Origin of the sequence: Photobacterium sp. Ph5 (genome assembly GCF_022129445.1) — a bacterium.
Lineage (GTDB): Bacteria > Pseudomonadota > Gammaproteobacteria > Enterobacterales > Vibrionaceae > Photobacterium.
Genome location: NZ_JADQAQ010000005.1, coordinates 44,140 through 67,135, shown reverse-complemented (window position 1 = coordinate 67,135; position 22,996 = coordinate 44,140). Strand labels below are relative to the sequence as shown.

General features: G+C 39.7%; 10 protein-coding genes. 5 read left to right on the top strand and 5 right to left on the bottom strand.

From position 1 onward, the window contains the following. Positions 1-22: 22 nt before the first annotated feature. Positions 23-343: an ATP-dependent Clp protease adapter ClpS gene (gene clpS / locus I3259_RS03380; RefSeq protein WP_006646582.1), complete on the bottom strand. Its 321-nt coding sequence runs from the start codon at positions 341-343 to the stop codon at positions 23-25. A 224-nt stretch (positions 344-567) separates the two neighbouring features. Here clpS and cspD point away from each other — a divergent pair, with 224 nt between their 5' ends. Then, complete coding sequence (gene cspD / locus I3259_RS03375) at positions 568-789, top strand: cold shock domain-containing protein CspD (protein WP_238028327.1); 222 nt, start codon at positions 568-570, stop codon at positions 787-789. Between the two features lie 476 nt (positions 790-1,265). On the opposite strand, the gene icd is transcribed toward cspD, so the two are convergent. Continuing rightward, positions 1,266-2,519 carry an NADP-dependent isocitrate dehydrogenase gene (gene icd, locus I3259_RS03370; RefSeq protein WP_006646581.1) on the bottom strand — a complete coding sequence of 418 codons (1,254 nt, stop codon included), beginning with the start codon at positions 2,517-2,519 and terminating at the stop codon, positions 1,266-1,268. A 140-nt stretch (positions 2,520-2,659) separates the two neighbouring features. Here icd and I3259_RS03365 point away from each other — a divergent pair, with 140 nt between their 5' ends. The 4 genes from I3259_RS03365 to purB all read left to right on the top strand — a co-directional run bounded on the left by I3259_RS03365 (position 2,660) and on the right by purB (position 6,884). Next, entirely contained in the window at positions 2,660-3,310 is a 651-nt protein-coding gene (locus I3259_RS03365) for a pseudouridine synthase (protein WP_238028326.1), read from the top strand. Positions 3,311-3,671: 361 nt separating this feature from the next. Further along, positions 3,672-4,787, top strand: a complete 1,116-nt coding sequence (gene mnmA, locus I3259_RS03360; protein ID WP_238028325.1) for a tRNA 2-thiouridine(34) synthase MnmA — start codon at positions 3,672-3,674, stop codon at positions 4,785-4,787. Positions 4,788-4,801: 14 nt separating this feature from the next. Beyond that, positions 4,802-5,419 carry a high frequency lysogenization protein HflD gene (hflD, locus tag I3259_RS03355; protein ID WP_005368793.1) on the top strand — a complete coding sequence of 206 codons (618 nt, stop codon included), beginning with the start codon at positions 4,802-4,804 and terminating at the stop codon, positions 5,417-5,419. Positions 5,420-5,516: 97 nt separating this feature from the next. Next, positions 5,517-6,884, top strand: coding sequence for an adenylosuccinate lyase (gene purB, locus I3259_RS03350; protein WP_238028324.1), 1,368 nt, complete (start codon positions 5,517-5,519; stop codon positions 6,882-6,884). A 73-nt stretch (positions 6,885-6,957) separates the two neighbouring features. Here the strand turns inward: purB and I3259_RS03345 are convergent, their stop codons facing one another. The 3 genes from I3259_RS03345 to I3259_RS03335 form a co-directional block, all read right to left on the bottom strand. Continuing rightward, positions 6,958-7,458, bottom strand: coding sequence for an OmpA family protein (locus tag I3259_RS03345; RefSeq protein WP_238028323.1), 501 nt, complete (start codon positions 7,456-7,458; stop codon positions 6,958-6,960). Further along, entirely contained in the window at positions 7,458-10,997 is a 3,540-nt protein-coding gene (locus I3259_RS03340) for a porin family protein (RefSeq protein WP_238028322.1), read from the bottom strand. Before I3259_RS03340 ends, I3259_RS03345 begins: the two co-directional genes overlap by 1 nt. Positions 10,998-11,758: 761 nt before the next feature. Beyond that, complete coding sequence (locus I3259_RS03335) at positions 11,759-22,765, bottom strand: DUF11 domain-containing protein (protein ID WP_238028321.1); 11,007 nt, start codon at positions 22,763-22,765, stop codon at positions 11,759-11,761. Between the last annotated feature and the right edge of the window lie 231 nt (positions 22,766-22,996).

Here is a 22,996-nt window from a genome sequence, read left to right as displayed (position 1 = left end):
AAAATGGCGTGCCGGAAAAAGATTATGCTTTTTCCATAGTACACAACAGCGGATGTTCATGTTCGCGTGCGTACATCATTACTTGCGCTACTTTTGTTTCTGCTACTTCTGCCGTGAAAGTTCCACAAATAGCTTTACCTTCATAATGCACAGCGAGCATTAACTGAGCAGCTTTCTCCAGATCCATGGAGAAGAAAGTTTGTAACACTTCTATCACAAAATCCATCGGGGTGTAATCATCATTATTTAAAATTACTTTGTACATCGATGGTGGCTTAACCTGAATCTCTTCCTCTTCTAAAATATCGGAGTCAGGGCTAATCCATTCGTATAACTTACTCATAGTTTCATCTTAGTTCATTAGTTCACAAGCTGGCTATAGCGAAGCCAACAAAAAAGATTTTATCAAAATGTTACAAAGAACACTTGACTGACTTGCTCTTTTTACTAAAGTGTTACCTGTAGTAGATATAATCTGCATCAAAACGCATTAGTATGCAAATTATCAAATATATTGGTATATAACTAATGCCAAATGGAAGTTGAATGCAAGAGGGATGTAATAGCATGGCAACAGGTACAGTGAAATGGTTCAATAACGCCAAAGGATTTGGTTTCATCTGCCCTGAGGATGGAGAAGATGATATCTTCGCCCACTACTCTACAATCCAGATGGAAGGATACAGAACACTTAAGGCAGGACAACAAGTTAACTATGAAGTGCAAACTGGCCCTAAAGGCTATCATGCTAGCGAAATCGTCCTCGCTGAAGGTGATGAAGCTAAGTAATCTTGTATCTACCACATTGTGTATAATAAAGGTGAGTACCGCTCGCCTTTAATTTTTCTTGATATTCCCTTCTATCTCAACATCTACAGCATTACTAATAAACAATAATAATAATGTGTTTACTTGTCTATGGCCAACTGACTCAATGAACATTAAAAGTACGCCTATCGCATGATTATTCGCTAACCTTGTGATGTAGAAACGAATATTACTCAATACTTTTGAATAAATAGTGAATAATCAAAAAATCCCTACCACAAGTAAAATTCAAACATATTATTAACAATTACCTCTCTTTATTTTTATCATATGCGAAATAATTAACGATGAAAACCATTGAATTATGGTCAAATATCACCTTTGAGATCTTCAGCACGAACTATTCATCTAAATGCTTGATTAGCAGACAAGCTGTACTAATTGCACACAAAAAAGCCCAGCAATGCTGGGCTCATATCTATAATGCAAGGAGTCAATTACATTTGTTCAATCATATCATCAGCAAATTCAGAACACTTACGTAGTGTTGCGCCATCCATTAAACGCTCAAAATCATAAGTTACTGTTTTATTGCTAATTGCCGCTTCCATTGAACTGATAATTAGATCTGCAGCTTCAACCCAACCTAGGTGACGCAGCATCATTTCAGCAGAAAGGATCAGTGAACCAGGGTTTACTTTATCCTGGCCTGCGTACTTAGGTGCAGTACCGTGCGTTGCTTCAAACAGTGCAATACCATCACCGATGTTAGCGCCAGGTGCAATACCGATACCACCAACCTGTGCCGCTAGTGCATCAGATACGTAGTCACCGTTAAGGTTCATTGTTGCAATTACATCGTACTCAGCAGGACGAAGTAGAATTTGCTGCAAGAATGCATCAGCAATACAATCTTTAACGACGATTTCTTTACCCGTATTTGGATTCTTTAAAGTCATCCATGGGCCGCCATCAAGTAGTTCAGCACCAAACTCTTGTAGTGCAACTTCGTAACCCCAATCTTTGAAGGCACCTTCGGTGAACTTCATGATGTTACCTTTGTGTACCAATGTTAGTGAGTCACGATCGTTATCGATTGTGTATTGAATTGCAGCACGAACTAAACGCTTAGTACCTTCTTCAGATACAGGTTTGATACCTACACCACATTGTTGTGGGAAACGGATTTTAGTTGCACCCATTTCTTCTTGTAGGAATTTAATCACTTTATCCGCTTCAGCAGTACCTGCTTGGAATTCAACACCCGCATAGATATCTTCAGAGTTTTCACGGTAAATAACCATGTCAGTTAGCTCTGGTTGCTTAAGTGGGCTTGGAACACCATCAAAGTAGCGAACAGGACGAGCACAGATGTATAAATCTAGCTCTTGGCGTAATGCTACATTCAGTGAGCGAATACCACCGCCAACAGGCGTTGTCAGTGGGCCTTTAATCGCTACTTTATAGTCACGGATAAAGTCTAATGTTTCTTGAGGTAACCAAGCATCTTCACCGTAAATTTGCGTCGACTTCTCACCTGTGTAGATTTCCATCCACTCAATTTTACGATCGCCAGCATAGGCTTTCTTTACAGCTGCATCTACAACTTTAATCATTGCAGGGCTTACATCAACACCAATACCATCACCTTCAATATAAGGAATGACTGGGTTGTTAGGAACGACCAATTTGCCATCAGAATCTAGGGTAATTTTCTGACCTTCAACTGGTACAACTACTTTACTATCCATTTTAATCTCCTAGCGTCCATTTGTTATCTTTTTGTAAGATGCGAGCAAATCATACTTGAAATTTTAACGACACGCCAATTGTGTTATTTTCGCGTATAATAGGCCTGTCTATATTACAAATCTCCATTACGGCAGTATTTATGAAGCCAAATACCACGATTCGTCAACCTAAACGTGCCAATAATGAGCGCAGGGCATCAAGAAAATTAAATAAACCGAAACGATCTCGCGGCCCACAAAAGATCATTTTATTTAACAAACCCTTTAATACTCTGACTCAATTTTCGGGCGAACCGGGCGATAGCACCCTCGCAGATTTCATTCCAGTAAAAGATGTTTACCCTGCTGGGCGCTTAGATAAAGACAGTGAAGGTTTATTAGTTCTAACCAATGATGGTGTTTTACAAGCACGGTTAACTCAACCTAAATCAAAGCAAGCAAAAGTATATTGGGTACAAGTTGAAGGCATACCTGCTGAAGCTGATCTACAAGCTTTACGTGATGGCGTAGAATTAAAAGATGGTATGACATTACCCGCTGGTGTCGAAGTCATTGAGTCCCCCACAGTATGGGATCGCAATCCGCCGATTCGTGAACGTAAAAACATTCCAACAACCTGGCTTGCTATTACATTAAAAGAAGGGCGTAATCGCCAAGTTCGTCGTATGACTGCCCATATCGGTTATCCAACATTGCGTCTAATTCGCTATCAAATGGCACAATGGACGGTTGATGATTTAGCCCCAGGTGAATGGCGTGAAGTCCCCCTTACAACAACGTCCCCAGTCTAACTCTGCGTTTGATCTGTGTGTTTCTTTTATAAAAAGGAACACACAAATTATTATTCAAAATGTAAAACACTCTTTCCTACTAAAAAAACTACACATTCATCACTATATCTATTATCATCCAAACAAATAGCAAACGTTTGCGTTGGGTTTAAATCTAAACATACACCCTCTTTTTTATTGGTGACTTTTATCATTACTTATTGTATTTAAAGTGTTTTTTTGAGGGTGTTTTAGTTTACACCTAACACACAAAGTTATGTCACTTATTTATTGAAGTGTGATTCTGCTCTCGATCTGTTTCAGCTCAATGCTTTCTGTTAGAATTACGCCCTTAACACTAAATTAGCGACTGAAGAGAAATATGTCAGATAACAGCCAAAAGAAAGTCATTGTCGGCATGTCCGGCGGCGTAGATTCATCGGTATCCGCTTACCTGCTCCTTCAACAGGGTTATAACGTTGAAGGCTTATTCATGAAAAACTGGGAAGAAGACGATAACGACGAATACTGCTCTGCTGCAGAAGATCTCGCTGATGCACAAGCTGTATGTGACAAGCTGGGTATTCCTCTGCACACCATTAACTTTGCAGCAGAATACTGGGATAACGTTTTCGAGTACTTCCTAGCTGAATACAAAGCCGGTCGTACACCAAACCCAGATATTCTATGTAACAAGGAAATCAAATTTAAGGCATTCCTTGAATTTGCAGACGAAGTACTTGAAGCTGATTACATTGCTATGGGTCACTACACCCGTCGTAGCTTCCCAACTACGGAAGGTGACAAACCACAAATGTTACGTGGTGTAGATAATAACAAAGACCAAAGCTACTTCTTGTACACATTAAGTCACGAGCAGATCGCACGTAGCTTATTCCCTGTTGGTGAACTAGAGAAACCAGAAGTTCGTCGCATTGCGGAAGAGCAAGGCTTAATTACAGCGAAGAAAAAAGATTCAACAGGTATCTGTTTTATCGGTGAGCGTAAGTTCACTGAATTTTTAGGTAAATATCTACCCGCTCAGCCAGGTAAAATTGTTACTGCTGACGAAGGTAAAGAAATTGGTGAACACCAAGGCTTGATGTACCACACGCTAGGCCAACGTAAAGGCTTACACATTGGTGGTCAAAAAGGTGGTAATGGTCACGAAGATGCTTGGTATGTGGTTGATAAAGATGTTAAAAACAACCTATTGATTGTGGGCCAAGGTAAAGATCACCCGCGCCTTAAATCAAACGGTTTGATTGCGAAGCAATTACACTGGGTTGATCGTCAACCAATTCGTGAAACGATGGCTTGTACCGTGAAAACACGTTACCGCCAGCAAGACATTCCTTGCACCATCATTCCAATGGATGATGAAACCATTAAAGTGATTTTTGATGAGCCTCAAATTGCAGTTACTCCAGGTCAATCCGCGGTATTCTACAACGGTGAAATCTGCCTAGGTGGCGGCATTATTGAAGAGCGAATTTAAAGGAGTTTTCACCCGTGGCTTACACTGTTTATGACCGAACAATCGCTTTTGCTGGTATTTGCCAAGCGGTAAAACTAGTACAGGAAGTTGCCAAAAATGGTAGCTGTGACAACGATATTCTAGCCGCAACATTAAATAGTATTGTTGAGACAACACCAAACAATACCATTGCTGTATATGGAAATGAAGAAAACCTACGTATGGGCTTAGAGTCCATGGTACGTGATATCGACAATAGCACGTCAGGTAGCGAAATTACTCGCTACTTAGTCAGCGTAATGGCACTAGAACGTAAGTTGGAAAGCCGTCGAGATAGCATGTCACAGCTTGGGGATCGTATTGATATGCTTAAACGTCAACGTGATCATTTCGAGCTACTTGACGAGCAGATGCTAAGTAATATCGCGAGCGTTTACCTTGATATTATTAGCCCTCTTGGCCCTCGTATTCAGGTATCAGGCACACCTGCGCAGCTACAACAATCTCACGTACAACATAAAGTGCGTGCGTTGTTACTTGCAGCTGTTCGTGGTGCGGTACTTTGGCGTCAAGTCGGTGGTAAACGTCGCCACCTCTTGTTTGGTCGTAAACAAATGATCGAGCAAGCAAAAATCTTGCTTGCTCGAAACTAAAAGCGACGATGTAAATATTCATAACATCTAGCTTTGGCTAACCCCCTAGCTAGATGAACAAATTGTTTTAACCCTTATATATCAGGAGAGACCCAATATGGAACTGTCAGCATTGACTGCTGTTTCCCCAGTAGATGGCCGATACGGAAGTAAAACAAGCGCACTACGCAGCATTTTTAGTGAATTTGGTCTGCTAAAGTACCGCACAATCGTTGAAATCCGTTGGTTACAAAAATTAGCCGCTACTGATGCTATTGTGGAAGTTCCTGCATTCAGCCCTGAAGCTAACGCATTCTTAGATCGTGTTGCAGCTGAGTTTAGTGAAGAAGATGCGTTACGCATTAAAACGATTGAACGTACAACAAACCACGACGTTAAAGCGGTTGAGTACTTCCTAAAAGAAAAAGTTGCTGAGTTACCAGAGCTTCACGCGGTTAACGAATTCATCCACTTTGCATGTACTTCAGAAGATATTAACAACCTTTCTCACGCACTTATGCTAACTGAAGCACGTGAAAAAGTAATGCTTCCAGAAGTACGTAACGTGATTGATTCGATCAAAGATCTAGCAAATCAATTCCGTGATATTCCAATGCTTACTCGTACTCACGGTCAGCCAGCGTCTCCATCTACAATGGGTAAAGAAATGGCGAACGTGGCGTACCGCATGGAACGTCAATACAAGCAAATCGAAAACGTTGAAATTCTTGGTAAGATCAACGGTGCGGTAGGTAACTATAACGCTCACCTTTCAGCTTACCCTGAAATCGATTGGCACCAGTACAGTGAAGAGTTCGTGACTTCTCTAGGTATCACTTGGAACCCTTACACAACGCAGATTGAACCACACGATTACATCGCAGAACTATTCGATGCATTCGCACGTTTCAACACAATCCTTCTAGACTTCGACCGTGACGTTTGGGGCTACATTGCACTAGGTCACTTCAAGCAGAAGACAATTGCGGGTGAAATCGGTTCATCAACAATGCCGCACAAAGTTAACCCAATCGACTTTGAAAACTCTGAAGGTAACCTGGGCCTAGCGAATGCTATCTTTAGCCACCTAGCACAAAAACTACCTGTTTCTCGCTGGCAGCGCGACCTAACTGACTCAACAGTACTTCGTAACCTAGGTGTTGGTTGTGGTTATGCAATTATTGCTTACACATCAACACTGAAAGGTATTAGCAAGCTAGAGGTCAACGCCGATGCATTAGCAGCAGAGCTTGATAAAAACTGGGAAGTACTAGCAGAGCCAGTACAAACAGTAATGCGTCGTTACGGTATCGAGAAGCCATACGAGAAGCTAAAAGAGCTAACTCGTGGTAAGCGTGTTGATGGCGAAGGTATGCGTGTATTCATCGATGGTCTTGAACTGCCTGAACACGAAAAAGCACGTCTAAAAGAGCTAACACCAGCAAACTACATTGGTGATGCTGTTAAGCTAACTGACAAGCTATAATTTCGCTACAAACGGAATTAAAAAGGCGAGAAGGGTTACCTTTCTCGCCTTTTCTTTATCTCGAATTTATCGATTAGACTTCCGTGAACATCACCAAACCACGACGGTTCAATGCATTGGCTTTTAAGCTGTGCCCTTTCACGATGGGATTCTTCTCGCCAAAATATTTCACTTCAAAATGATAATGACTTTCATCAATTCGCGCTTTTAAATAGCTTTCAATCGCATGTGAGCGACGCAGCGATAAAGCTTCATTATAGCTATCACTACCTTGATAGTCGGTATGACCTGCAATTAATATATCACCTGAAAGTGACTGGATTTTAGCTATAAAGTCATCTAACTCTTTAATGTCTTGTGGTTTTAAAACCGCTTTATCAAAGTCAAAATGCGAGATCAAAGACAAGTATATCTTCTTATCTTCCGCTATTGTTTTCGGCTTAAGCTCTGCAATTAAAAACTTCTTCACAGTGAGATCATCAAACTTATTGATGTTTTCTTGGCTAACATAAGTATCCGTTGAGCAACCACTCAATAACGCTAATAAACATAATACGAAGAGTGATTTTTTCATTAGAATTTACCTACTAAGTTAATGAAGACGCCTTTCGCGTTGTAATCATCGTTATGTACTAAATCATCATCAAATTTAGAAAAGTTATAACCCACACCAATTTTCACATTATCATTAATATGTTTATTCACAGACACTAATGCACCTTGCTCTAAATCATCGGTCACACGATCTTTTTTCCAGTGATACTCACCAGATACATCCCAGTCTTTCATCACTTTATAGCTGGCACTGACACCAGTTAGGAAGATCTCGTTCTTTACGGGCACATCACTAGTGTCTTTACGTTTATAAAGCTCAGATTTTTTCTTGTAAGCCCCTTTCAAACCAAGATCAACATGGGCATTAACCGAATAAATCGTTTCACCTTCAACAATATGGCTCTTCTCATTATTGGTATCTTGCTCTTTGGAACGGTCAGTTTGATCGTAATCTTCTAAATAGGTGTAACGAGTTAAGAAGTTCAAGCGATCATTAAAAATAGGACGATAAGCTAAACCCACACTACTTTCTGTGTAGCGTTCAACGACTTCGTTTTTGGTTTCATCTTTAGATTTCGAGTAATTAAACTTACCAAACAAGGTGTATTCATCGCTAAGGTGATGAACATAACGGTTAGTGGTAACAAATTGAGTGACTTTGCTATCACCTTTATCGACACGGTATTCCACTTTATTCTTTAAGCTGTAATCGTCTTTATCAACCGAGGTATAAACACTAATCCCACTTCGCTCAATATCACCATTATCTGTGCTTTTTAAGTTACTCTTTTCAAAGGCAATACCTGCGTCAACGTCATCATTAACATCATAATCAAAGCCAAACGAGTTCACTTTACCTTTGCCATTGTTATCATCCACAAACTGATTTTCTTGATAGAACGACAAGGTATCGGTGAGATCCGCTTTCTGACCAAAGACAATATTGTTTTCGTTATCGTAATCTTCTTGGATATAACTCGCGTAAGTAGAGTAGTAATCGTTAACTTGGTAATCCACTTTCGCTTGCAGTGAATCGCCGCGATCACCCGTGGCATATTCACCGGATAGCGTCCAATCATCATTCAGTGCAAACTCAGCCCCAACAGCTACGCTATCGTCCTGATCAAAACTCTGACTAGCATTAACGGTTTTCTGCCCTTTAACGTAAACACTATTGTCATCGTTAAATTCATAATCGGCACGAACGCCTACCAAATCACCAGAGCTTTGCTGATCGTCATTATTAAGCTCATTGACATGACGACCAGCTGTGGCAATTTTTAAATGATCGGTAATTCGGTATTGACCTTCAACTTCAACACGTTCGGTATCAGTAACTGTTTTACCGCTGCTGTCTTGCTCATCTAAATGATCAAATCGAGTAGTTAATTGTGTTCGATCGCCAAACTGCAAACGTAGCTTCGAGCCATAAGCTAACTGTGCCAAGTTATCGTCTTGGCTGGCATAGGAATAACCTAAATCTTTATCACGATACCAAGCTTCAATATCGTTACCGACAGCACCAAAGGTATCAGGCATAAGATCGTACAAACTCGCGACTGCATGTACTTGGATCATATCACCTTGACGTTTTGCGCTTGGATCGGTGTTTTCAATTTTATCGAAGCTTAAACCACCATCTTTTGACAAATAATTACTGTCAGTTTGCTGCCCTTCAGAGTGAGAAAATTCCGCCGTTAAATAGCTCCCTTCAGTGGCTTTTAAGGTTAAGTCAGCCCCTGATAATTGATAATTCTGATTATCTTTTTGCTCTTGAACATAGGTACTACCAAGGGCAATGTTATCAGTAAGCCAGCCTTTAACACGTCCACCCGTAGTCATTTGCTCTAGTGCTTCGCTACCGTTTGGCACATATTCATAATCAACCGATAAGTAGTTTTCGAGATCGTTATTGGTTGATGAATCTAATACTCCATCACCACCAGATTGTGACTGCTGACTTAATGGTTTATTCAGTACAATACGACCTTGGAACGGGTTAATGGTGTAATCACGACCCGATTGCAAGGTTTTACGGCTTTCCACAACACCTGTTTTACTGTTACGCACAACGAGAGTGACTTTGTCGCTGCCAGGTACAATTTCACCGTGACGAGTGCTGTATAAGCTACCACCAGTACCTAAGAATTCATCATGTGAAGAAAGCGTATCGGCCTGTGAAGCAAAAGCGGTGACAGCAAGACGATCATCACCAAATGACGTGGTTTGACGCGTACGATAATCCCCTTTAAAACCATATAAGCTACGGCTGTAGTCTGCATTTTCAGTACCAGTTAACCCAGTATTGAAATTACCCCACATGGCACTGGATTTGTCATATTGCACATCCAGATAGACTTTACCTTTTGTATTAACGACTTTTTCAATATTGGCTTCATCACCATAGTTGCCGTAATACATTTCGTCGTCATCGTCTAAGATATCAAATACCGTTGTGTCGTCTGCGGCAAACGGATGTTTGAACATATCTTTTAACGCTGATTCTTTGGTATCAACATGGGCAACAACCTGAAGCTTGTCGCCAAACTTACCTTGACCGAAATAGGCTAAGCGACCTCGGTTATAAATATCACCTTGGTATTGATCATCCACGCCCAGCACATCTTTATTACCGGAAACATGGTTTTTACCAAAATACAGATCCACTAAACCAGCTTGAGCATAGTAAGTATCAGGAATACGAACAAATAGCTGGTAGTCACGCTCTTTGCCATCGTCATATTTCACTTTCACTGGGAACATGTAGGCATCTGTTGGCAAATACTTTTCTACATATAATTTGCCATCTTCCACCGTGTATTCATCTTCACCAATGGTGACAGTATCAACGCCCTTTAGCCCCGTGCCCATCATTTTTGCCATGCCTGAAGACGTGGGAATGTTATGACGCATCAATGTTGCACGACCATAAGTGCGCTTTTCATTGTTGTCATCATTATCAAGTTTATCGATTTCCACTTGTTTATCAGCATGAACCAAATCGGTAACACCGAGTGTCGATACATCCATATTATTATCTTTATCCCAAACCTTGAGCCTAAAGATCAGTTGCTCCCCAGCTTTAAACTGATAGTTCGTTTCAGTTTTTCCGTCCCATTCAATATCAAAATCATTACTCAGTTCATCACCAGTCAGCACTTTTAATGGCTGAGATAAATGGCGATCTTTGCCACGGTATACCGCAAGCTGCCAACGCTTAATGTAATGAGAGTAATTAGTTTGGATATTAAATCGAAGGCTATCTGTCACTTTATTGTGTTCAACTTCAACCTCATCACTGAGATCAATATTAAGCACAGGTGAAAATTTGGTAATGTCCCGGGTAGCCCAGATCGCACCTTCATCTAAATATATGCGGGAGTTATCTTTCTGTGTGTGAATATCGGTTTTAACATCGGTAGATTCTGAGCTAATTAATATCAGCTCAGAATCGATTGTTGATGAGTTTTCTGACGTATTTACAGATTGAGCTTGAGCAATTAAAGGCAACGCCGTAATGATTAATAGTGTTATTTTACTTAGTTTAAACTGTTTCACTTTAACCTCTTTTGGCAACCACGCCTGATATAAAAGAATCAATATTCAGTCGGGTGAATAGCAATTCTTCTGTCTTTACTTCCTTAATTTTGAACACGACATATAGGTGTTATCTGTGAACAAAATGGATACATAATTAATATGTAGACAGGCTAACAATTGCTCTTAAAAGGGTTAACTCATAAACATTGAAATATTTTGATTTTGAATTTCAGAGAAAAAAACACTGTTTACGTCAATTAATATAAAAGACAGGAAAAGATAAAATCATCATGAAAAATGAAGAGAAGCAGAATTTAATCACCTTAATATAAAAAAACATAAACGTTTAAAATCATACAATTAAAGCCAGATATCGTATATTTTTATAATAACAAAGCGTTTTGAACCCAACTTTCAGAACAATATTAAAACTCCAATAACTGTAATATTTTCACTTCTCCTTGTTATTTCCATCTAAAAATCATGGTTATTATTATCTCTTACTGTAATTTCAAAAAATGAAAATGACTTCGCTGTATCAATTAACCTATCAAATATTTAACCTCTCATAGATAGGTCTTTATACTCATTAAAGCACATAGTGAAATACATCTAGGGATATAGAACAACAGCAATAGATTGATTAATACGCGCACTGTTATTCATGGCAAGATAAATGATGAACCAGTGTTCGTTATATTAATAGATATGGAAGCGACTCTTTGATATAAAAAAAGGCTGATGAGAATTCATCAGCCTTTGATTCATCGTCTAACTAATTAATGTTTGGTTTGAACACTAAAGTTAAACTTAGCCAGTGCATTCGGTGTTATACGCTGTACTTTCGGGTTTTCACTGATCACTTTCATTCCTGTTGGTAAAGAATCAGTATCAACTTTCACAAGGAAGTTCTTACCTTTCTTATCTTTCACCCACTGATCTGGAATATGGTAACGACCAAATTGATCGGTTTCGATCTTAATCCCTTCAGTGGTAATTAAGCGAACCCCAGGAATACCATCTTCATAGATACCCAAGTTTTCAATTACGATCTCCCAAACATAACCTGTTTTCGCTTGGTATAGATTACGTGTCACATTGAGGTTCTCTGCTGAAAGTCCTTGTTTGGTATCACCCGTTAATGTGCGCGTGATCTTACTATCAGTTCCAAAATGAACATGAGTACCATTGCTTGTTGTTACGCTAAAGGCAAACGGTGTAGCTGTTGTCGTTTTAAAACGGATCACAGCTTTATTACTTTGCTTCAAGGTTCGGTTTTGCGATTGGCCCATCAACGTTTTAACTGTAATACCACGGTTAATAGGCGCTGCTTGTTTTGCATCACTCACTACTGTCGTTTTACCGTCACGCATTAAGGTTGTTGAATTGGCAACATAATCCCCTTTCGGTAAGTCTATTTTTACAGTAATGCCTTTGGCAGTTGCATCGGCTTGGAAACCATCGCCATTTAAGTCTTCAAATACTTTACCTATGATAGATGCGGTATCAAATAACTTATCCGCTTCAATTTCCACCACGGCTTTATCGACATTCGATTTATCTTCACCACGGATCTGCGCAACGGCGGTATTCACATATTTACCAAATGTCACCCCGGTACTAACACGCATAAGGTAACGGACACGCACTTTCTCGTTTGATTTCAGGTTAACCTTTCTAAAGGTTAATTGTCCTGACATCACAGGCTCTTGGCTTAGTGATTGATCATCTTTGGTATCAAACTCACCATCAGGACCACTATGCACGATTTGGGTTGAACCCGTCACATATTGGAAACCTGCTGGGTAATGGTCAACAACTGATACATCGTAGAAATTCGCTTTGTTGTCGTTTTCTACCATCACTTCGTATTCAACGACATCACCGACTTGTGCCGTTGCTTTTGATGCTGTTTTTGTCAGCTTCAAATCGTACTCTGGCAGCATAGGTTTCACTTCAGACTCAAGCTTAGTAACCGACAAGTTATGTACATCAATATGCCCTATCACTTTTCTATCAATGTAAAACGCAGCATAGTCGATAACATTAACAAGGTTCTTATCAACTTGAGTGGTAAAGGTATAAACCACTTTACTGTGTGGTGCGATGTGTAATCCCGTTTGTACATCTTTACCATCAGTGTAACTACCTACTGTAGTACCACGCTCCGTACCTGTTGCTTTGGTTGCGATCTTCCAATCGGTATAAGCATGAATTTGACGACCGTTATAATCTTCTGAACTAACCTTTGAGAACTCACTCATAAAGCCAACATTGTTAGCAAACGCATCAGTGTTGTTTTCTAGCGTGATGGTGTAAACCACGGTTCCACCCGGTACATAGATATTTTCGTCTTCACCTACATTGTCATCATCGTAATCCGTTGTCGTAACAATCGTACCTGTAATTTCAGGCTCCAATGGTGGGACAAAATTACTTGGTACATCTTGATCATTTACCTGCGCGACATTTTGAATCATGCCATTAGCACTATCTACAACCTTACCTGTTACTTTAAAAGTAATAGTTTGCTTAGGTAGTAGATCAACCAAGAACTGACTCTCTGTTTGCGCTTGAACCTGTGCGCCTTGTGGAACGGTTTCTACAACAAACTTAGTGCTATCTTTTACAAAAGCGGGACCTATTGAACCATCGCGATATTTCACCTTTATTCCACTCATATCATCATTAACCACCATGTCATTGATAATATTGTTCGATGTGTTGGTGATACTTAGCTCAAAGCTCACATCCTTATTGATGGTGTAATACGATTCAACGCTCGCTTTGGTTGCTTCAAAATTGGTTTGCTCAGGCTTAACAGTTGCCGTTGCATCCTGTTTGTTCTCACCAAATGTCATGCTCGCGGTATTAGTAATATCATCAACAATGTCATCAGCAGCAGTACCCATTACGGTGAATGTCACTGTATCTTGCGGTGCAATATCCATCACCACATTCACGTCTTTATCTTCAGGTAAGTTTTGTTTTAGCTTGTTTAAAGCAACATCCATCACTTTGGTGTTTTCATCACCAGCGACATAACTCACTTTCCAATGTGTTAATGCGGGGGTTGGCTGACCTAAGTTTGTTGTTGCTTCTATCTTGCTGATTAAATCTTCAAGCGTCACATTAGCGGCAAAACCTGCACCTGTATTTTCAACTTTAATATCAAAACCTACTTCACCACCGTTCTTATAAGTCGCGTAGATAGCTTCTTTAGTTAAAATTACTGCACCTTCAATAGGTTCGATTGTCACTTCAGCATTATGGTCGTCACCATTATTATCAATCGCATGAGCGATATTGGTAATAGAACCAATCACGTTCTTATTCACATTCGCAGCAATATTTACCACCACTGAAGCGTTAGGCGCGATATCTAAAATGATACTTTCATTGCTTTCTTGCTTAACAACTTTGCTATCACCTAAGTCAACAATTTTCGTCACAATCGAATTAGCATCAAAAGCACTGCCTGTTAATGGTGACGTTGGCGTACCACCAGCAATTTCAGCTTCAATTTTAGACACTTCATCTTTGATATTAACGCCTGTTGCCCAACTCGCTTTGGTGTTATTCACTGTCACTGTGTAATTCACGGTTTGACCCGGAACAAACTCGCTAATATCAGCTGTTTTCTCTATCGTGATTTCAGATGCTTCAGGCGTGATCACCACTTCATTCGATGCTTGATCATTCGCATAGGCAGTATTGGCAATATTACCGACAACATCGCTTGCAACCTGGGCATCCACTGTTATCACCGCTTCACTGTTTGGTGCTAAATCCACTAATGCAGATGCACTACCATCAGGATTAGGTTTCACATAACCTTCACCAGCAGTGATCTTGCCAGATGTCACTTTGATTGATGATTTATCAAAAGCTAATCCTGTTCGATGACCTGCAAGTTCAGTTGTAATGGTATTAAATGCATCAGTCACTTTTACATTTGTTACCCATGCTTCTGAATTATTCTTCAGAGTTAGGCTGTACGTCATGGTGTCATTAGGTACAAACGTTGGTTTGTTTACGGCTTTCTCTAGCGTAAATTCACCTTGCGTTGGGGTAATTGTCGCTTCAGCAGATTTATTTCCCGCCATTGCCACGTTAGTAATATCCCCAACAATATTGCTGGCAACATTCGCCTCAATGTCAAAGTGCACTTTGCCATGTGGCGCAAGACTTACCGTTGCCGATTCACTAGCTGTATTGATATCAACAAAGCTATCAAGGCTACCTTCAGATGTTGCTGAAACCTTAATCGTGGCAGGATCAAACGCAGCTACTTTTGTGCCTGTTGGATCAAGTGCTTCGATTTTCGATACTTCATCTTTTAGCAGTACATCCGTTACCCAACTATCAGAATCATTTGACAATGTCACTGTGTAAGTGATCTTCTGACCTTGAATAAAGGTATCAGTATCAGCGCTCTTAGTTAACGCAAAGTCCCCTTGCTCTGGCGTGATAGTTACCGTTTCAGATGGCGTATTTTCTTCACCTGCATAAGCGGTGTTATCAATTGCGCCAATCACGTTATCAGCAACAGTAGCCTCAACCGTAAAAGTAACGTCACCGTCAGGTTTAATATCTGCAATAGCATCAATATTGTCAGTAACGCTATTGGTTACAGATGAGCCATCAGATGCTTTAGCTACTACTGATACAGTGTTAAATGCCACACCTTTAACGGGTGAACTCGCGCTATGTGCGATATCAGCTTCAATCGCTTTTAGATCATCTTTAATCGGGAAGTTATCTAACCATGTACCACCAGTATTTTTTACTGTTACTGTATAAGTGACTGGTTTACCCGGCACAAAGGTTGCCTTATTAACCGATTTAGTAATAGTAAAGTCACCACGCTTAGGATCAATCGTTACCTCTGCCGTTTTATCATTTGCCGTTGCGACATTGGTAATATCGCCAACCACGTTTTCAGCGACTTTCGCTTTGATTGTTAGATCAACAATACCTTTTGGCGCAAGATTCACTACCGCTGATTCATTAGCAAGATCAGATTCGATATAGCTTTTATCTGTGCCTTTTACATGCCACTCATAGCTAATACTTGACGATTCAAATGCATTTTCATCATTACCATCGTGAGATAGAGCCATGATCTTAGAGACTTTATCTGACAACTGAATATCAGTGATCCAGCTATCACTGCTATTTTCAAGTGTCACCACATAAGTCACTTCCTGACCTGTCACGAACTCAGCAATATCGGCCGTTTTCGTTAACGTAAAATCACCTGATTCTGGTGTAATTGTCACCGTCTCTGATGGTGTGTTGTCATTACCTGCATAGGCTGTGTTATCGATATTGCCAATAACATTCGCGGCAACCGTTGCTTTAACCGTAAATGTCACACTGCCTTGCGGCTTAATGTCAGCCGTTGCATCAATAGTATCGGCTGCTGTGTTAGTAACTGTTGAATCTGGCGTTGCAGATGCTGTTACTTCAATTGCACTAAAGGCATTGCCTTTCTCTTTACTGCCTGAAGTTCCAATTACATCCGTTTGGATTGCTTTTAGATCATCCTTAATTGGAAGATCATCTAACCAAGTGCCGCCTGTGTTATTTACGGTAACGGTGTAGGTAACAACTTGTCCCGGTACAAATGTTTCAATATCCGCTGCTTTATGAATATCGAATTCACTTACTTTTGGTGTAATTGTTACATCTGCAGTTTTATCATTGGCTATCGCTTCATTGGTAATGTCACCGACAATGTTGTCAGCTACTTTCGCCTTAATGGTAAAGATCACTTTGCCTTTTGGCGCTAAAGATACCGTCGCTGATTCATTCACAGAGTTAACATCGACAAAGCTCTTAATTGCACCTTCTGATGCCCAAGTAAAGTTAATACTAGATGCGTCAAATGCAGGTGCTTTTACCCCAGCATGAGAGTCAGCAACAATCTTTGATACTTGATCTTGAAGAGAAATATCAGAAATCCAAGCATCACTACTATTGCTTAACGTCACACTGTACGTTACTTCTTGACCGGTTACATATGTCTCAGTATCTGCTGTTTTAGTTAACTCAAAATCACCTTGCTTAGGCGTGATAGTGACCTTTTCAGAAGGCGTATTATCACTTCCTGCATAAGCGGTATTATCAATTTCACCAATAACGTTATCTGCAACGACAGCAGTCACTGTGAATGTCACAGAGCCTTTCGGTTTAATATCAGCCACAGCGTCAATGTTGTCTGAAGCATTGCTTGTAACAAATGAACCATCAGTAGCTTTCGCTTCAACTGATACTGAGCTAAAAGCCGAGCCTGTCGTAGATGATGTCGCATCATGAGCAATATCAGCTGTAATCGCTGTCAATTCATCTTTGATCGGTAAATCATTCAGCCACGCGTCACCTGTATTTTCTACTGTGATGGTGTAGTTGATCTCTTGCCCTGGCGTGAAGGTTTTATCTTCATCTGCCACCTTTTTATGAATAACAAAGTCACTGTTTTGCGGTGGGATCTCCTGCGATGTGTTGTCTAAATCATTAACAAATGCATGGTTAGGTTCAATCACACCAACCGCAGTATCTTTAATCATTGCTTCAACGGTAAAGTACACGGTTTGTTGTGGTGCAATATCCAGTTCAGTATCAAGCTGCTTATTATCTAAAGGCGTATTTACAGGTACAAAGGTATCAGGCAAACAAGATACACCACCTTCAACACGATAAGTAATGCGATAGTTGCTATAAGCTGGCTCATTCTTATCGCCCGCTACATCAACGTTTACATGTGATACAACGTCTTTAACTGTGATGTCATTTGCCCAGTTATTTGAACTATTTTTAACTTTAATTTCATATGTCGCTTTTTGTCCTGGAAGATAATAGCTATTCGATGTAAACGGCTTACCATCAAGTTCAATCACATTTTTTGACGCTCTAATATCTTTAGGCTCAGGTGTTAATACAGCATCATCACTCTTCTTACCAAACACTGCGGTATTGGTAATATCCCCCAATGCATCATCGCTAATGGTTGCATCCACTAAAATCGTTATTTTGCCAACTTTAGGTGCAAGCACAGCCTTAGCTTTAATATCATTCTGCCCAGTTGTCAGTGGGATTGTTGTAATACCACCATCAAATACAGGCTCATGAACAATCCAATGACTGAAAGGAGTAGCTGTTGGATCTTGCTTACCGTCACCTGATAATTCAGCTACGTTGGTAAGTAATTTACTTAGCTCATCTTTCAATGCCACAGTGTAACTCGTACCGTAGCCTTTATTTGATAACTCAATTTTGTATTGGATTTTTTGGCCTGGTTGGTAAGTCTTTATTTCCTTACCTGCACTATCCATAACAATTTTCGTTAGCTCAACATTAGCTGGTAGCATCTTAGAGATAGGAGATTTAGGGTGTAGCCTGTCTCCAATATTTGCCTCATTTTGGAAAGTACCAACAATGGTAGGCTTAATATGCGCTTTAATATTAAACGTCACCGCATTTTCAGGGCCAATATCAACTTTTGTATCAAGTACTTGAGTTGAAGATGCAAAGCCTGCCACTTTACTAAATGCATCTTGACGAACAAAAGCATAGTCAATCAATACATCATCAAAAACAGGCTCTTCTCCACCATCTACGGTTTTTGCTGTGATAGTAGATAGATCGTCTTTTATCGATAAATCATCAATATTCGCAGTGCTTTGGTTAGTAACCGTCACCTGATACTCAATGTAACCACCCGGCATATAACCTTTAAGATCCGGCAGTTTATTTTTCTCGTCATCGTAGTAAGCAACAATCGTCTTGTTAGCAATGTATTTTGCAGTAACAGGGTTAGTAACCACTTCGGTGGTATTACCATTTACATCTAAGGCATTGGTAATTGGGCCAACCGCATCTTTGTTAACAACAGCATTAACGCTATAAACAGCAGTACCACCTAAAGGAATAATGGTATCCGTTGTATTAATGCTGCCAGTTTTGTCATAGTGACCTGCGAAATACCATGTTTTATATTCACCGCTGTATTTATCAGTTGTTGTCACAGACGAGAACGCAGGCGCTTGATTACCATTAACATCTAGCACTTTCACGTCAGCAAGTAGATCCTTAACATGTACATCAAAGGCATGGGCTTTACCCGTGTTTTTAACGGTTAAGGTGTAATGTAATGGTTTACCTGGTTCATAGCTTTTCTGATCAACCTTCTTTTCAATTTCTAATTTCGACTCATAAGGTTCAACCACTAAGTCAGGATCGTTATTAAAAGTAATATCACCAACAGCATCGTCACGTACCGTACCTGTAACGGTATAAATCACTTTATCTTTTGGCGCGACATCAATAGTCGTATCAATATTTTTATTATCAGCAACAGTGCCGTCTAACGTGCCATCAGTAGAAGTCGATGGTACGTCGTGTCCTGTTACTTCTGACTTCTCTACTGATACGGTGAATTCAGGGCCAGAGCCATGATCAAACGGGTTACCTTCTGAAGTTGTACCATCTTTATTAATGGTTTTAACCGTTAGACCTTCAAGGTTCTCCAAAATAGCTTTATTGTTCATATAGCCTAAGTTTGAAGATGCCGTGATGGTATAAACGATTTTTGTTTTACCAGGAATATACTGTGTTTCATTCAAATGACGAGTGACATCACCACCTGTAGACGCACGCTGTACAGAAGCTTTAGCGTATGCCGTGATTGGCTCCATCTTGCCATTTCTCAGGGTAAGGTAAGTCACATCTGCGACGTTGTTTAACCACTCATCAACGACATTATCTTTAATAATGGCCGTAATTCGGTAAGTTGCATTGTCGCCAGCCTCACCTTTTTTCGCCAATTTCAATTCATTATGTAAATCAACATCATCAGAAAAATGTTCTTCACTTCCCTCACCAACTTGCTTGGTAATCGTCCATGAACGGTAAGGTGTACCAGTAATATCGGCATACTTGTTGTCGCCGTTATTAGCTAGCAAAACATCTATACCGATGATCTTGTCGTTCACTACAACATTGTCGACAGCATTCGCACTGTTATTTACAACACGTACCGTCCAAGTGTACTTGTCACCTGGGTGATAACGTTTAAAGTCAGGATCACCGTATTTGTAGATACTAATGCTATTGACCGATGTATTATCTTCATTGACATCAACAGAGGCATCAAAATGATCACCTGCATTATCCGTTGCAGTTACAACGTTAGTGATCTTACCTTTACCAACTGCCTTTTCAGACACTAAGCCTTTTACATGAATACGTAATGTTTGATGCGGTGCTAAATCAAAGCGAGCATTATTAATATCTTTGGTACTTTCACTCGCACTTGCTTCTGTGGTTGGGTAACCAAATAGTTCTGTTCCTTGTCCACGATCAGTGGTTGCAGGGTTCTTTTCATCATCAATGACTTCCCACCAAACTTTCCATTGATCAAAAATACTCAATGATGAAATTGAATCAGATACACGACCATCATTCACATAACCATCACGATCATAATTTTGAATATCAATGGTGTACTCAAGTGGTTGTCCAACCGTATAAACACTGTTCGACACTAACTTACGCAAACGTAAACGAGGTTCAGCAGGAACAACATCAACGTTAGCTGTTTTGATAACTTCGCCTGTACGTGCCAATTTAGCTTGTGCTTGGTTAGTAAACTTGCCCCAAATCACGTGATCTTTACGACGTGGGTCAATATTGGCAGTTACAGTAAATGTTACCGAACTATCAGCTGGAACATTAATAACACTCTCTAAATCTTTATTATTTTCAGGCGCTGTAACAACTTCCGCCCCACCGTCAGTAGCTGTAGATACTGTCCATGACGTGAATACAGGTACTTCTTCACCCGCTTTTTCAAGTAACTCTGCTTTTATTTGAGATATAGCATCCGTCACTGTGACATTTTGAGCAAAGCCCGCAGGTGCTGGGTTCGTGACTTTAATGGTGTAAGTAAACTCATCATCCTTATAACCGTACGCACGCCATCCATCACTATTTGCACCTTTAACATGCTTCTCTATGTTTAAATTTTCTAAACGAGGCGTAGTAATAACAGTCGATTTACCTTGTTGTGTTCCTTCACCTGCATAAGCCGTATTAGAGATAACACCGACAATGTCTTGCTTGGTTTTAGCGGTAACAATGTATTTCACCGACTCATTCGGAAAAATAGTTGCTTTTACATCAATAGGATTTTTATTTAAATCACCATTAACATCAGGGTTTGAATGTTTACCTTGATCTGTAGTTACACGAATACTCCCTTCAACAAATGGATATACCATCTTACCGTCAGCATTCTCTGCCGTGATTTCATTTAATTTATCAACCACAGGAATATCAAGTAACAAACCATTCGATGGGTTTTTTACTTCAATGGTATAAGTAATATCTTCACCCGGAGTGAACTTGTCTTGATCTACCGATTTCTTAATTTGGATCTTACCCTTTGGCATATCAATACCAGAGCCAGATTCATCAAAGTCATCACCACAAGCATTAGAATCTTGAATATGTCCAATCGTGGTGTCTTTCACTTTTGCTTTGATCGTATATTCGATATAAGAATTTGGCGCTAAATCGACCACAAAGTTAATGTTATCCGTTCGATGTGCCGACGGGTTATTCGCAGCAACACCTGCATCAGTACCTTTAGCAGTATTTTCTGCATCAATACTGTCGATATACCAATACTCAAATGGCGCCTCATCTGCACCTGTCGATTGCGTAGTGGTAGGACATGTCATCAGCTTATCTAATAAACTGATGTTATTAGCAAACTTATGCTTATCTGTATTTTTAACTCTTAATTTATAAGTGATTTCGTTACCCGGTGAATACTCACTTTCAATCACTCTTTTCGTATTCTGTGTCGTATTTACAAGCTGGGTATTTGTATTCACTAATGCCGTTTCAGCAATTTGTTGTTTTTTTGCATCAAGCAACAGCGCTTTATTACTGATCTCTGCAATAGCAACAGTTGTTGTTGTCGCTGTCACTGTATAGGTAATTTTACCCTTTGCAGGTAATGTCACTGTGTCATCAAGATCAGTATCTTTAAGAGGAGAAGATAATGAAGAGTCAGCACCGTTTTCAACAGCAACAGCAATATCCCACGTTGTAAATGGGTTAGACTTATCTTCATCGGTATGTGACCAGTTATTATTGTCGTCGATATTATTATTTGCCGCTTGTGACTGGATAGATGAAAGCGTATCAATCACATGATAATGACGTGCAGTACCTGCATGAGCAGCATTTTCAACCACAACAGTATAGGTAATTTTCTTCCCTGTTTGATATGCCGTATTAGCAACGGTTTTAGTAATAGAAAGATCTGGCTGTAGATATTGAGTGACAACCGCATCTAATTCCTTTTTAAACCAGAAACCCTTTTTAAATGAAACATGATCACTGGTATTAATATCGCCGATAGCATTTTCAACAGTCTTAGCTGTAATGATATAAGTAATTGACTCAGAAGGAGCAACAATAATATTTGTCGACGCTAGATTTCCAGAAGTATTAAATACACCAGCATCACTATTATCACCAATAGTATCGACTTTATTAGAAACAGAAGAAAAGGCATTACCTTCTTCTCCGGAATCAAGCATCGTAGTGATATCTGCAATTGATGCATTTAACTTTATATTTTTATAAGTAGTAACTTCAGAATTATTTTTAATGGTTAATGTATATTTAACTGATGAACCTGCATCATAATTCTTTGGTGCACTTATTGTTACCACCAAATCATCGGTAATATTAGCTTGTGCAGGAAGCACAGATAAACCAGTTATACATATCAATAAAGATAATATGAATCTTACTAATGTTGATAACAAAGGCATAAGCTTTCCGTATATCTTCTTATTAATTATTTTCACACCTTATTAATGCTGACTAGGTGCCCCTATGAATAAACATTAACAAGAGAAAGATACAGGGTTAACTCATATGTTATGAATAATAATGAATTGAAAAATCAGAACAAGCCGTCATTTTTTAAAAGCACT